Origin of the sequence: Candidatus Palauibacter australiensis, assembly GCA_026705295.1 — a bacterium.
Classification (GTDB): Bacteria; Gemmatimonadota; Gemmatimonadetes; order Palauibacterales; family Palauibacteraceae; genus Palauibacter; species Palauibacter australiensis.
In genome coordinates this window covers 1-13,266 of sequence record JAPPBA010000079.1, presented here as the reverse complement: position 1 = coordinate 13,266, position 13,266 = coordinate 1, and the positions used below count along the sequence as shown (strand labels likewise).

The 13,266-nt window shown below is 67.1% G+C and carries 15 protein-coding genes; 8 read left to right on the top strand and 7 right to left on the bottom strand.

The genetic code is table 11. From position 1 onward, the window contains the following. Positions 1 to 1,498 (top strand): TlpA disulfide reductase family protein (locus OXN85_06320; protein MCY3599566.1); only part of this gene is annotated, 1,498 nt, incomplete at its 5' end. Between the two features lie 32 nt (positions 1,499 to 1,530). Here the strand turns inward: OXN85_06320 and OXN85_06315 are convergent. Both OXN85_06315 and OXN85_06310 read right to left on the bottom strand, forming a co-directional pair. Next, the gene (locus tag OXN85_06315) at positions 1,531 to 1,926 is read right to left on the bottom strand and encodes a type II toxin-antitoxin system VapC family toxin (protein ID MCY3599565.1); all 396 of its coding nucleotides are present in this window, start codon (positions 1,924 to 1,926) and stop codon (positions 1,531 to 1,533) included. Then, the gene (locus OXN85_06310; protein MCY3599564.1) at positions 1,923 to 2,207 is read right to left on the bottom strand and encodes a hypothetical protein; all 285 of its coding nucleotides are present in this window, start codon (positions 2,205 to 2,207) and stop codon (positions 1,923 to 1,925) included. The genes OXN85_06315 and OXN85_06310 overlap by 4 nt, the downstream gene beginning before the upstream one ends. A 178-nt stretch (positions 2,208 to 2,385) precedes the next feature. Between OXN85_06310 and OXN85_06305 the strand changes: the two genes are divergently transcribed. After that, positions 2,386 to 4,713 (top strand): DPP IV N-terminal domain-containing protein, encoded by a 2,328-nt coding sequence (locus OXN85_06305; protein MCY3599563.1) that lies wholly within the window; start codon positions 2,386 to 2,388, stop codon positions 4,711 to 4,713. A 296-nt stretch (positions 4,714 to 5,009) separates the two neighbouring features. On the opposite strand, the gene OXN85_06300 is transcribed toward OXN85_06305, so the two are convergent. Both OXN85_06300 and OXN85_06295 read right to left on the bottom strand, forming a co-directional pair. Further along, entirely contained in the window at positions 5,010 to 5,300 is a 291-nt protein-coding gene (locus OXN85_06300) for a HigA family addiction module antitoxin (protein MCY3599562.1), read from the bottom strand. Positions 5,301 to 5,312: 12 nt separating this feature from the next. Beyond that, the gene (locus OXN85_06295) at positions 5,313 to 5,591 is read right to left on the bottom strand and encodes a type II toxin-antitoxin system RelE/ParE family toxin (GenBank protein ID MCY3599561.1); all 279 of its coding nucleotides are present in this window, start codon (positions 5,589 to 5,591) and stop codon (positions 5,313 to 5,315) included. A 166-nt stretch (positions 5,592 to 5,757) separates the two neighbouring features. Here OXN85_06295 and OXN85_06290 point away from each other — a divergent pair, with 166 nt between their 5' ends. The 3 genes from OXN85_06290 to OXN85_06280 all read left to right on the top strand — a co-directional run bounded on the left by OXN85_06290 (position 5,758) and on the right by OXN85_06280 (position 7,520). Continuing rightward, entirely contained in the window at positions 5,758 to 6,081 is a 324-nt protein-coding gene (locus OXN85_06290) for a hypothetical protein (protein MCY3599560.1), read from the top strand. Between the two features lie 120 nt (positions 6,082 to 6,201). Then, the gene (locus OXN85_06285; GenBank protein MCY3599559.1) at positions 6,202 to 6,990 is read left to right on the top strand and encodes an endonuclease/exonuclease/phosphatase family protein; all 789 of its coding nucleotides are present in this window, start codon (positions 6,202 to 6,204) and stop codon (positions 6,988 to 6,990) included. 143 nt (positions 6,991 to 7,133) lie between these two features. Next, the gene (locus OXN85_06280; protein MCY3599558.1) at positions 7,134 to 7,520 is read left to right on the top strand and encodes a hypothetical protein; all 387 of its coding nucleotides are present in this window, start codon (positions 7,134 to 7,136) and stop codon (positions 7,518 to 7,520) included. On the opposite strand, the gene OXN85_06275 is transcribed toward OXN85_06280, so the two are convergent. Further along, positions 7,504 to 8,247, bottom strand: a complete 744-nt coding sequence (locus OXN85_06275) for a GPP34 family phosphoprotein (GenBank protein MCY3599557.1) — start codon at positions 8,245 to 8,247, stop codon at positions 7,504 to 7,506. The two genes, OXN85_06280 and OXN85_06275, sit on opposite strands and share 17 nt — an antisense overlap. Before the next feature lie 177 nt (positions 8,248 to 8,424). On the opposite strand from OXN85_06275, the gene OXN85_06270 reads away from it, so the two are divergent. Together OXN85_06270 and OXN85_06265 are read left to right on the top strand one after the other, a co-directional pair. Beyond that, entirely contained in the window at positions 8,425 to 8,820 is a 396-nt protein-coding gene (locus OXN85_06270) for a hypothetical protein (protein MCY3599556.1), read from the top strand. A 15-nt stretch (positions 8,821 to 8,835) separates the two neighbouring features. Continuing rightward, positions 8,836 to 11,136: a hypothetical protein gene (locus tag OXN85_06265; protein ID MCY3599555.1), complete on the top strand. Its 2,301-nt coding sequence runs from the start codon at positions 8,836 to 8,838 to the stop codon at positions 11,134 to 11,136. A gap of 57 nt (positions 11,137 to 11,193) precedes the next feature. Here OXN85_06265 and OXN85_06260 read toward each other — a convergent pair whose 3' ends face one another. Next, entirely contained in the window at positions 11,194 to 12,081 is an 888-nt protein-coding gene (locus OXN85_06260; protein ID MCY3599554.1) for a DUF5777 family beta-barrel protein, read from the bottom strand. A gap of 107 nt (positions 12,082 to 12,188) precedes the next feature. Beyond that, positions 12,189 to 12,470: a type II toxin-antitoxin system prevent-host-death family antitoxin gene (locus OXN85_06255; protein ID MCY3599553.1), complete on the bottom strand. Its 282-nt coding sequence runs from the start codon at positions 12,468 to 12,470 to the stop codon at positions 12,189 to 12,191. 169 nt (positions 12,471 to 12,639) lie between these two features. Between OXN85_06255 and OXN85_06250 the strand changes: the two genes are divergently transcribed. Continuing rightward, on the top strand, positions 12,640 to 13,266 hold a 627-nt coding region (locus OXN85_06250; GenBank protein ID MCY3599552.1), incomplete at its 3' end, for a hypothetical protein.

Sequence of the window (13,266 nt, the reverse complement as noted above, 5' to 3'; positions counted from 1 at the left end):
GCTCCGCGTCGCGCGCGCCGAACAGGAGGAAGGGGACCGGGGCCGGCTCGTGAGGGATTCGATCGGGGCCGCCCTCGACGCGCTCGCGGCCGAGGTCGAAGGCGACCCGGACGCCGCGGCGCCCGTGCTGTACCGGCTCGCAGCGGGATACGACGCTCACGTGCCGCAGCGGAAGAACGACGCCGACCGATGGCTGGAGCGACTCGAAGCGGCGCCGGACCGGGGCGTGCTGGCCGACGACCTGCGGTACTGGGACTTGACCATCGATTTCGAGATGGCCGTGCGCGGGTATGCGGACAGTACCGTCGACATGTCGCGCCTCGCCGCCGAGGGGCTGAAGTCGAGGCGCCTTGGGCGGCGGAGCGCGTGGGTGAGCCGGAATCTCACGGCCGTGAGAGAGCGTGCGCTCGCTTCAATAGCCGGTGATGCGCCGAGCGGCAGAGCGGTGAGGGGAGCCGTGACCGTTGCGGCGGAGCCTCCCCATGCAAAACTCGATCCGGAGGCTGCCGAGCCGTTGTTCGATGCCGCGATGGACGTGGTGCGCTGGCAGTCGCGCGCTCAGTTCTCGGCGATCCGCAGCCTGCTCTACTTCGGGATCGAGCCGCGGGCCGTGCTCGACGCGGCGATCGCGATCGAGGACGACCTGCGAGCAAACCGCCCGGGATACCTGTACCCCGGCCTCCAGGGCGACGAGCGCGAGCGGTCGCGACGGAACTCGATCAACAGCGCCCGCATCCTCCAGGCCCGCGCGCTCACCCAACTCGGGGAGATCGAAGCGGCCGGCGATCTGTTCGGGCAGGTGGCGACCGAATCGAGGGGCTCCCGGTCGCTGGGAGAATACGGACGGCACCTGCTGCGCACGGGCCGGCCCGAAGAGGCCCTGGATGCCTTTGTCGAGGCGATGGCCTTCGGCGGATCCTGGCTCGAGCCCCTCGCCGAAGAAGCCGCCGCGGCGGCGGATCTCCTGCCCGAGACGGTCGAGGAACGGCTCGCGGCGCGCCGTCCCGTGGTTGGAGAGGAGTTGGAGCGGCGCGAACTGGGCCAGCGCATCGAGCGCGAGGCGCCGCAGTTCGCGATCGCCGACCAGGACGGGGTCGAGTGGCGGCTGTCCGACCTCGAGGGAAAGATCGTCGTGCTCAAGTTCTGGGCGACGTGGTGCGGGCCGTGCCTCCAGGAGTTCCCGCACTTCGTTGAACTCCTCAAGACGTATGAGGACGATGAGGAGGTCGTGTTCCTAACCGTCGCCACCGCGGGGTCTCCCCGCGAAGAGGTCGCGAGGCAGATCGAGGAGGGCGGCTTCACGTTCCCGGTTCTCTTCGACGAGCAGGGCCTCGCCCTCGACTACGAGATCCTCGCCTACCCGACGACGTTCTACCTGGACCGGGCGGGATTCATCCAGTTCAAGCGCGCGGGCTTCGAAGAGTCCGGCTACGAAGAGGGCGTCGCCCGCCGCATCGACGCCCTCCGCACTGAGGCAGACGCGCCCGCTTCGCCCTGACCGCGGAGAACAGGCGCCCCCTGGCCTTGTGTTCAGCGAATGCAGATGACGCTGACGCCGTCAAGCTCCAGTTCGGCCCAGGCCCGGTCGGCGGTGAGTGCCGCGAGGCCGAGTTGGCGCGCGGTAGCCAGGCACGCCCTGTCGCCGAGACTCAAACCGAGCTGCCGGGTCGACTGCCGATACGCCCCGCTCAGCAGGGCTGCGGGTCTGTCGAACGGGAAGACTTCGATGCGGGAGTCTTCGAAGAAGCCCTCGACCTCCTCCTCGGTCCAACCTTCGCTGCCGAGCCTGGAGGCCACCTCGGCAGCGTTTACGGCCGATATCGCCGCGCCCCGCCGCACGACATCCCACACCCGGTTTGCACCTTTCTCTTTGAAGACAAGAGCCAGGAGCGCCGATGCGTCCAGCAGCGCCGCGGGGAGCCTCATTCCTCCGCGGCCTCTCTACGCCTCTCCGCGATGAATGCATCGACAACGCTACCGGTCGTCCGCTTCCTGCGCTTGGCAAGTTCCTGATAGCGACGGATGACCCCATCTGTCGTAGTGACCCTGAGCGTGTTCCCCTCGAGTCCAACCAGTAGCTGCTGCGGGCCGCTGATTCCGAGGGCCTTCCGGAATTTTCCGGGCACAACCAACCGGCCAGCGGCGTCGATCGCCACCAGCTCGCTCTGAACCGTATCACCGGCCGGGCTGTTCACCGCTTCAATCATGGAACCACCTCGTATATGGTGTTCTTGTTAGTATGGTATAAACGATTTTATGCCATATCGCCATGTCTTGGCAACATCACAAAAGGTCGTGGAGGGCGGTGGCCGGCCAAGAGGGCGGTCGGCATCTTGCGACTTCGCATGCCGCAGAGGACCGAGGACGTCCAACAGGATCGCAAGCATGAGCCGCATAGCCAACGCAGCGCTGCTGATCGCCGCCGCCCTCTCGCCGGCGCCGGGTGCGCACGCCCAGGCGGCCCCCGACGCGCTGACGGTGGCGGACTACGCGCGGGCGGAGGGGCGGCTCGCGAGCCAGGTGAATCCGCTCGTGCTCGGGGCTTCCGTCATTCCGGTCTGGCTGGAGGACGGGCGGTTCTGGTACCGAAACCGGTTCGAGGGCGGCACCGAGTACGTCCTCATCGATCCGGCCGCGGGGACGCGGGAGCGCGCCTTCGGCCACGCGCGCATGGCCTCTGCGCTCGCCGCGGCGACCGGCGAAGAGTACGCCGCTTTCGCCCTCCCGTTCGGAGATCTCGCCTTGGAGGCCGGGACAGTCCGCTTCGAGGTCGATGTGGAAGGAGAGACGTACGCCTGCGAACTCGACCCCGACCGCTGCGAGGTGGTCCCGGCGCCCGAGGCCACGACGGCCCGCCGCTTCGACATCGTGTCGCCGGACGGGACCAGGGCGGCCTTCATCCGCGACCACAACCTGTGGCTCCGGGATCTGTCCACGGAGGAGGAGACCCGACTCACCGACGACGGGGTCGAGGACTTCGGCTACGCGACGAACAACGCGGGCTGGGTGAAGAGCGACCGTCCCGTGCTCAAGTGGTCTCCCGACTCGCGACGCATCGCCACGTTCCAGCACGACGCCCGCGGGGTGGGGATGATGTACATGGTCACGACCGAGGTCGGGCACCCGGAACTCGAGGCGTGGCGCTACCCGCTCCCGGAGGACTCGGTCATCTTCCGCATCCACCGGGTGGTGATCGACACGGAGGCGCCTGCGGGGAGCCGCGTCGTCCGCATGGACATGCCCCCGGATCAGCACCGATCCACCGTGTGCGACCACGTGGCCTGCGGTGGCACGTTCTCCGACGTCGAGTGGAGCGCCGACGGCTCCCGGTTCGTCTTCGTGTCGAGTTCGCGCGACCACAAGCGGGCGCTCGTCCGCATGGCCGACGCGAGCACGGGCGAGGTCCGCGACCTGTTCGAGGAGGTCGTGGAGACGTTCTTCGAGTCCCACGCCAACTGGCGCTATCTCTCCGAGTCCGAAGAGATCCTCTGGTACTCGCAGCGCGACGACTGGGGACACCTCTACCTCTACGACGCGGACAGCGGGGAACCGAAGCGCCAGGTGACCTCGGGCGCGTGGCAGGTGGAGGACCTGGTGGCGGTCGACGCGGAGGCCCGGGAGATCCTCTTCATGGGCAACGGTCGGGAACCCGGCGATCCCTACTTCATGTACCTGTACCGCGCCGGTCTCGATGGCGGGGACGTCCGACTCCTCACGCCCGACAGCGCGAACCACGTGGTCTGGCTCGCGCCCGACGGCGAGACGTTCGTCGACCAGTACTCCACGCCCACGACCCCGCCCGTGACCGTCCTCCGCGACATGGACGGCGAGTTGCTGCAGACCGTCGAACGGGCCGACATCTCGCGCCTGGAGCGGACCGGCTGGCAGCCTCCGATCCCCTTCACGGTGAAGGCGCGCGACGACGAGACCGATCTGTTCGGGCTGATGTTCCGTCCCTCGAACTTCGATCCAGGCGCCGAGTACCCCGTGATCAACTACCTCTACCCGGGGCCGCAGAGCGGAAGCGTGGGGAGCCGGAACTTCCGCGCCGCGCACCGCGACCTCCAGTCGCTGGCCGAACTCGGGTTCGTCGTCATCGAACTCGACGCGATGGGGACGCCGAGGCGCTCGAAGACCTTCCAGGACGCGTACTACGGGAACATGGGCGACAACGGGCTCCCGGATCAGATCGCCGGCATCCGCCAACTCGCGGAGCGCCACCCCTGGATCGACGTCGACCGGGTCGGGATCTACGGCCACTCCGGCGGCGGCTTCGCCTCCACGTCGGGGATCCTGCGCTACCCCGACTTCTACAAGGTCGCCGTCTCCCAGGCCGGGAACCACGACAACCGCAACTACGAGGACGACTGGGGAGAGAAGTACCAGGGGCTGCTCGAGGAGTACGCCGACGGCACGACCAACTACGACAACCAGGCGAACCCGCTCGTGGCGGAGAACCTCAGGGGCAAGCTCCTCATCGCCCACGGCACGATGGACACGAACGTCCCGCACTCGAACACGATGCTCGTCGTGGACGCCCTCATCGCCGCGAACAAGGACTTCGACCTGCTGCTCCTCCCGAACCGCGGCCACGGCTTCGGCAACGAGCCCTACATGATGCGCCGCCGCTGGGACTACTTCGTCCGCCACCTCCTCGGCGCCGAGCCGCCCCCCGAGTACGAGTTCGGCAAGCTGCAGCCCCTGGTGCCATGATCCGCGTCATCAGCCGGATCATCGTTGACGTGTCGCCTTGAGAGCGCGAAACGACACCGCACCCAATGCCCTGCCGGGATACGCGGTCCCGCAGGAACCGGCGGCTGAGGGAACGGTTCTCGGCAGCCGCGACCTGATCCCGCGTCTCGAGAAGTTGCTCAGGCACGCCACGCATGTGGACATCGCCACGGCGTGGGCCACCGGCGGCGAACACCTCCGGCTGCTGGCCGATGCCGCGAAGAGGAACCCCGCGTCGGGGGACCATGGTCCAGTTGCTGCGGCGTCTGGATCGAGCGTCAAGCGGGAGTCGGTATCCGCTCCACGTCGATCCGGTCGGCATTCTTCATGGCCTGCGCGAGGTCGTAGGCCGACTGGAGGCGATACCAGGTCGCGGCCCCGCCTCCGAACGCCTTGTCTAGGCGGATCGCCATTTCGGGAGAGATGCCTGAACGGCCGTTGACGAGTTCGGAAAGCTGCTTTCGGCTGACGCCCAGCCTCCGCGCCGCCTCCGTCACGGTGAGCCCCAAGGGCTCGAGGCAGTCATGGCGCACGGACAGGCCCGGATGCGGCGGGTTCTTCATCGGCATGTCGCGGGCCTCCTAATGGTAGTCGATCAAATCAACGTCCCTGACATCACGCCCGTCGAAACGGAAGACGACGCGCCAGTTGGCGGACACCCTCACCGACCAATACCCCGCGCGGTCGCCTTTCAGCGGGTGGAGCCGAAGACCCGGCAGGTTCATGTCCTCGGGCTTGGCCGCCACGTCTAGGCGAGCGAGGATCCGCTCCACCTTGGCGATGAGGTCAGGAGGAATTCGTCTCCGGTCTCCCTTCTCGAACAACCGCTCGAGGCCGCGGTGGCGAAAGCCTAGAATCATTGCATGGGAAGTGTAACGTGTCACCGGTCAAGTGGCAACGCGCTTGGAACTGCCCGAAAATTGACGGACCAGGGGGCTGGCAGAATCTTGGTTCGGCGGATCGCATCCGGCCGCTGCCGCCGGTCCGATATGGACCCGAAGGATCCATGACGCTTCGAGATGTCCCATGATTGCGACGATTACGAAGGACAACCTGCCCGAGGTCCGGGACCTGCTGCAGCGCATGGTGCGGGAGGCGTTTCCCCATGTGGAGTTCACGGATATCTGGGTGCGGGGACGCGAGTCGTGGGGTTACGGCGATGAACCCGACGAGGTCGTCGACATCTGGAGCGTCTACGAAGGCAAGGTGGGTCAGATCGACCCGCGTGTACGGAACCGGTTCCGCACGCGCGTGGTGGATACGCTGCGCGAGATGGGCATAGCCGCGTCGCCCGTCACGCGGTTCATCACGAAGGACGACGCAGGAGACTGGGTTCCCGAGGGCTTCTGACCTCCTCACTGACAGCGCTGCAACCTGGACGCACTCGGGTTCTAGGCCACGCCTCCGGATCCGCGTGAAGATGGCGAACCGTCGCCTCGAAGGACTTCGTGGGGAAGCGTGAGGAGGCCCATGGCTGGACGGAAAGCGATTCGGGTTGTGAGTTGGAACATCGCCGGCCGGCGGGAGCCGTGGCGGCAACTTCTGGAGATGGGCGCCGATGTCGCGTTGCTCCAAGAGGCAAGGAACCCGCCTCCGGATGTCGCGCCGGAGGTGGAGTTCGGAGAAGAGCCCTGGCTCAAGCATCAGTTCGACCGCTGGTGCCGGATCGTTCGCCTCTCCGACCGAGTCCGCGTTGATCAGTTTACGCAGATCGACCCCATCAGCGTGACGGAGTCCGACCAGATGCCGGTGAGCGGCATCGGCATCAACGCGGCCGCGCGCATCGTTCCCGAAGCCGGGGAGCCGTTCATCGCAATTTCGATGTACGCCCGGTGGATGCAGCCCCATCCCTCGACGCGGAGCAAGTGGAGCGTCGGCTTCCCCGATGGGTCGGCGCACCGCGCCATCTCGGACCTGTCGGCCTTCATCGGTCACGAGGACCCCGGATCGCACCGCATCCTCGTGGCCGGAGACCTCAACATGAATCCCGACGCCTGGCCGGAGGGCGAGGAATACTGGAGCCAGCGCGAACGGACGGTGTGGACGCGCATGGAGGCACTCGGCTTCCAATACCTGGGGCCGCACGACGGTCCGACGTACCATTCGAACCGCGGATCGCCCGAGCGTCCATCCGGCCAGCTGGACCATGCTTTCGCGTCGCGGGGCTTTTCCGAGGCGATCACCGTCCGCGCGTTGAACACGCCTGCGGAATGGGGCGCCAGCGACCATTGCCGCCTGGCGATCGAGGTGTCGCCGTAAGGGGGAGCCCCGCAATTGGGCCGCGGCGGACATCGTCACTTCTTCCTGCGAGGTGACGCGAGCCGACGTTCTCGCGTCATCTGCATGACGGGCAGGCCTCCGGCTTCGGAGGAGACCGGGCTCCCGACTCCTGGAGGATATCGATGAAACGCCTCGCCGTGCCGTTGACGCTTACGATCGTCCTGTTGGGCTGCGGACCGATGATCATGACGCGGCCGGCGAACGTCGACGCGGGTGGATTCGATTGCGTGAGTGCGACGCTGCAGCGCCTCGGATACATGATCACGGCCGGTGACCGCTCACTCGGGTTTGTAAGAGCCGAGCGCACGCACGGGCTGTTTCGGGAAACCAATGTCCTGGTCGTCAACTACGTCGTCGCCGGCACAGTGGACGACGAATCGGCGGACACGATCCAGGTGAGGGTCTCCCGACCCGGCGGGAAAGGTCCGAGCAACAACGGTGTCTCCGACGCCGAGCAATTGCTGGACCGGTGCGGAAGCTCTGAACCACAGCCTAGAACCCGATATTGAACCGGTCGAGCAGGGTTATGATGAAGGTCAACAGGGCCATCGCCCCAGCGGCAAGCATCAGTCGGCTGGTGATGACCGATTTCCTGACCCACCGATGGATGTGCAAGGCGGCGTGTGCGGTTTCGACCAGGTGCTTGCCCGCCGCGATTGCACGGCGACGCGCTCTGGGCGGCCCGGATGTGCTGTACTCGAAGCGACTGCCGAGCAGGCCCGTCGCGTGAGCCAGTGAGACGATGATTCCCGGGCGGAGATCGACCTCTCCGTCGCCCGTCACGGCTTCGCTGACTTCGGTGATCAGCCGGTGTTCGGTGTCGGTGTCGACCGTCGGGTAGACCTTGCTGGGGAAGATCCGAAGCGTCCGAGCCTCTTCGCTGCCCAGGATGCCCCGGTTGCAGAGTCCTTCGGCGGTGCGGTTCGTGAGTTGCTTCAGCATGGCAAAAGCCGAAATCCACGCGGTGCCCCGACGACGCCGGGACCCCCTGACAAGGGCCAGAGCCTCGTCGAGAATCTCATCGCCCACGTGGTCCGATCTGCTGTCCACGGCTTCGACAAACCCCTTCTTGCCCGCCTCGATACGGATCCAACCCTCGGAAGCGAGTTCGGCAAGGATCGCCGCGCCCATGGCCGTTTGGAAGAGCGCCGAGCTGTCCAGGGCGCCGTTCCGCTGGCGCAGGGACAGGAGGAGCAGCTGCTCGTGAAGATGGAGATCCAAGCGGGAGGATGACATTTGAGGACACCTCCGAGTATCGGGGTGATCTGCCTGCACGGAATCTGGGGTGCCTGCGCGGACCGCGGCTACCGGGCCGTAGGATGTGACCGTGCGGGACGTTCTCGCGTCAATCGGGATGACGGGCAGGCCTCCGACTTCGGAGGAGACCGCGCTCCCGACTCCTGGAGGGCATTGATGAAACGCTTTGCCGCGCCGTTCATGGCCGTGACGGCAACGATGGCCTGTGCGGTACAACCCCTGATCATGACACGTCCGGCAGGCGTGCAAGCTGGTGGGCTCGACTGCGTTCGCGTGACGTTGCAGCGTCTCGGATACATGATCACCGCCGGTGATCGTTCACTCGGGTTCGTGAGAGCGGAACGGATGCGTACGCGCGAAGCCTTCCCGACCGGTCATCTGATCACCGATGCGCTGGTCGTGAACTACATCAGCGCGGGTACGATGGACGACAACTCGGACAACGTGATCCAGGTAAAGGTCGCGAAGGTCGGGGAGCATCGAGACAGGGCGCCAGCCCGTGAAGCCATCTCCGACGCCGAGCACTTGCTGGACCGGTGCGGGAAGCTCTGAACCACAGAGTTCCGCATGCGTGAACGGGAGTGGCCGACCCCGACATCGAGGGTCGCTGCCACCTTGGCCATCCTGCTGGCCGCTGCCCTGCAGGGAACGGCTTCCGCTCAAACACGCGATTCTCTCCCCGCGAGCAACCTTCTTCGCGATCCCGACCGGGACGCCTACCTGGACGAGACCGCCCGCCGGCTCGTGCTCGGGTTGAAGGCCGCCCGGGATACCGCACGCCTGACCATCGACGCGTACACGGCGCTGATCCGCGAGCGGATGGGCTTCGAGATGCCCTCCTACCAGCGCAACCGGCCTTGGCTGCACGGTGAACGCACGGCCCGCGTGCGGTGGTCGCGCGACGAGCCCGCCGTTGTGCACGTGCTCGCAGCACGGTTCCGGGATGCACTCGTCGATCCCGGGGATTCGGAGTTCTTCGGCGGGCTGCGGGCGGAACGGTTCGCAGCCGACCCGCTGGGCGACCCGTTCAAGTTCGGCTTCACGGTCTTCGGGCGGTCCTTCGGGCAGTCTCCGGAGGCCGAGACCACCACTCGCAGCCCGCTGGGGCCGGATTCCGAGCGCTACTACCAGTTCCGCTCCGGGGATACGATCGCCGTGCGGTTGAGCGATGGGAGCACGTTGCGGGCGGTCGCCGTCGCAGTGATACCTCGCTATTCCAGCATCCGCCTCGTCTCCGCGATCATGTGGATCGACGCGGAAACTTTCGGGCTGGCGCGCGTCGCCTACCGGCTGGCGAAACCGGTCGACCGTGAGATGACCTGGCAGCTCCGGAACGGCGGGCGCTGGAGCCCGGGCCTGAATCTCGACATCGGTGACGCTGATTCCGCCGACAGTGTACCCGCACCCGATTCAACTTCCCATCGGCCCAGCTTCTTCGACCGGCTGGTCAACGGGGCGTTCAACGGCGCGTTGCCCCGCATGCGGTTCGACATCTCGACGGTGGTCGCGGAGTACGAACTCTGGGAGATGCGCCACTGGTTGCTCCGAAGCGTGACATGGCGGGGGGACACGGGCGCGATGGAGGGTGTCACGGCCTCCGGCCTCGCGCCTCTCGCCGTTCCAGTGATGATTGACTGGACGCTCGAAGTCGAGGACATCCGCGAACGCGCGACAGGAGCCACGCCGGGGACGCCGGCTACAGCCGCCGAGGCTCTTCGGCTCTGGAGCCAGGAGGGGGACAGCATCAGCGCGGCGCTGGCGGAAGCGGAACCCGGTGAGACGGTCACGATCACGCCTGCGGACCGGCAGGCGCTGATCGCGAGCGACCTGCTGCCCCCGACCGTATGGGAGGAGGATGGCAGACTCGATGACGCCGCCATCGGACGGATCGCGGCGGAACTCGCGGCCATCGGCGCCGGCGAAGGGGGCGAACGCGCCGAGGCGCCGAGCCCCTGGCTTTTCGATCCCCCCGGCAAGACACTGAGGCTCCTGCGCTACAATCCCGTGGAACGCGTGTCACTGGGCACCCGCCTGCAACGCGACCTTGGGTGGGGACGCGCAGCCTTGACGGCGAGGTTCGGGACTGCGCGCGTGGCGCCGGACATCGACCTCACCCTGCAGCGCAGTCATCCCGGCCACACGATGCTCGTGTCCTTCTATCGGTCGTTGCGGGATGGCGAGCCGGGCGAAGGTGTCAGCACGCCCGGGATCTACGTGACCGGAGACGCCGCGGACTTCCATTGGTCGCGGGGCGCCGCGATTCGGTTCCTGCCTCCCGCCGGAAAGAGGAACTGGCTGTCCCTCCGCCTCTTCGCCGAGCAGGACGCCGACATCGCGACCGACGCCAGGCGGAACCGGGTGGGGACGGCCGTCGCGTGGAGGCCCTGGCTCGGAGGGCCGGAGCCGGGGTCGTTCGGCGTGGGCGGCCGCGTCGGCTTCCGCGCATCGGCGGGGGACAATCCACACGTGCGGGCCATCGTCGAGGGGGCGCTGGTGATCCCCTTCTCGTCCCGGCTGTTGCTGGGGATGCAGGCCGGAACGGCCCGGGTGTGGGGCGACCCGGCGCCGCACGATCTCTGGCGCTTCGGTACCAGCGGCCGGTGGCTCCGGGGCCACGCGCAATCCGTCCGGGGGTCACGAATCCACATGGCCAGAATTGATCTGCAGCGGCGGATCGGCTTCCTCCGCCTCTCCCTGTTCGGCGACTGGGCCTCCGCCGGAGGCCACGACTACTACGCCGTGGGCGCGGGACTCGTCTTCATGGACGGCATTATACGGGTGGATGTGGCCCGCGGCTTGGGGTGGGGCCGAGAAGGTGCCGCCGACCCTGTCCTGAAGCTGCACTTCCGCGCCGGCGCGATCTTCTAGTCCTCAAGGCGAGCCGCAACATCTCCGGCGTTCAGGCGAGCGCAGAGCGCTTGGTCGCTACAGCCGGAGTCTTCTCTGGATGTTGAATCCGAGGCGCCACGAGTTCGTGTCGAAGAAGTCCTCGGCGGCGCCGGCGAGCGTATGCGTCGGATTCATCCGGTGCTGATTCGTGACGACGATCTTGAAGAAGTGTCCAGGCGTGCGGATTTCGACGCCGAAGGAGGCGGAGTCGTACTCCTGGTCCTCCCTCGCGCCGCTGAAGATCCACTCGGCGAAGAGGCTCCACATGCGGCTGAGGTAGATCTGGCCGGTCGCACCGACGGAAACCGCGGCCTCCCGGTCGGCGTCTTCGATTCGCGGATTCCAGAGGAGCGTGGGCACGACACCGAGTGCGACGCGGTCGGCGACCCTGGTGTTGGCGATCACCTGGACGTAGGCCTGCATCTCGTTATCCACGGCCGTGCCGTCGCGGCGACCGCCGGCGTACGCGCTGGTGCGGGGCGCGAGCGCGTGCCCGTGACCCGCGTGGCTGTCGTCCGGCTCGACTTGCAGGTTCCACGCCATGCCGGTCTGCGCCGCGAACTCGACGGGACCGGTGGCGCCATCGAGCCGCAGCCCGGCGAAACGGGCGTTGAACTCCAGGTTGTCCAGACTGTTGGAACGAAGCACGCCGATGGTGACGTGGTCCTGGGGCGTATACGCCAGCCCAAGGCGATTCAGCACGAATCCGTCGAGTCCCCAGAGGTCGCTCGCACCGCCCGACACGTAGCCGAACCGGTGCGAGATCTCGATGTGCAGGTCGCCCGCGCGCGAGGCGGCCGCGGTCGGGAGGGTCGCGGACTGCGTGGAGGCGAAGACGTTCTGGGCGACCGCCGCACCCGGCGAACCCAGACAGACCGCGAGGACTCCGATGACCTGTTGTCGCAAAGATCCCGAAATCAACATGCGTGGCTCCTCCATCGAAATCGGCGGACGGGATACCGCAAAAAGGCTGCGGTCTCGCGATCAAGCGCAAGAAGGAGGCGGCTCGGATCACTAGTGCGGGAGGTCGGTTATTCGTCCTCAAGGCCGAGCCGCTTGGCGAGTTCGTCGACATCGACGACTACGCCCTCACCGCGTTCGATGGAGGCAATGGACTCGCGGAGGTGCCGGGCGTTTGCCGGGGAGCGGAGCAGGTAGGCGGTCTCCATCCAGGACGTGAGTTCGTCGGCCGCGACGAGCGCGACCGGTTCCTTGCCGCGCCGACGTATCAGAATCGGCTCGCAATCGTCAACGACCTGGTCCATCAACGCCGCCAGGTTCCGGCGTGCCTTGAAATAGCTGATCTCCCTCATGGCTCGGACTCCTCCTCTTGGTTGGTTCCGGGAAGATGGGGGACGTATCAAGCGTCTTGCTCGCCGGACCCCTCCCGTGGAACCCGTTCCGGAACAATCTTGTGAACGTCTACGCGCAGGAGCGGGCGAGGGTCCCCGGGGTTGGGGTGCGCTAATGCGGGAGGGGTCCATGAAGACACGGCGACGACGAGGCGACCCGGCAAGCAGACGTTGCGGAAGGGCTGCCCCAGGGCCGGTGGTGGGGCTCGTGGGGTTGGCCGCGGCGTTCGCGCTCTCGGCGTGCGCAGACGCCGATCCCGACCAGTTGGCGCCGCCGAGTGATGAGTGGACGTATTACGGCGGGCAGAACTCCTTCAACCGGTATTCTCCGCTCACGCAGATCGACGGCGAGAACGTGGACGCGGTGCAGGTTCTGTGGCGGCGGCCGGCTGTCGACGGCGCGCTGACGGCCGAGTATCCGGAGCTCGACTTCAACAACTACCTGCGCGGGACGCCCGTCCTCGTCGGCGGCACGCTGTACGCACCCAACGCCGTCGGGCTTGTGGAGGCCTTCGATCCGGGGACGGGGGAGACGCGCTGGGTCCAGCGGCCGGAGTCGGAGGAAGACGTGCGCGGGCGGAGCTTCCGGGGCGTCGCCTACTGGCGCGGCTCAGGTACGGGTAGCGGCGACGGCGGTGCCGACGGCGATGGCGGGGACTCCGCCGGGCGGATCATCTCGGTGCGCGGTCCCTCGATGTACGCGCTGGATGCGGCGACCGGTGAGCCCGTTGTGTCGTTCGGTGACGGCGGGCGGGTG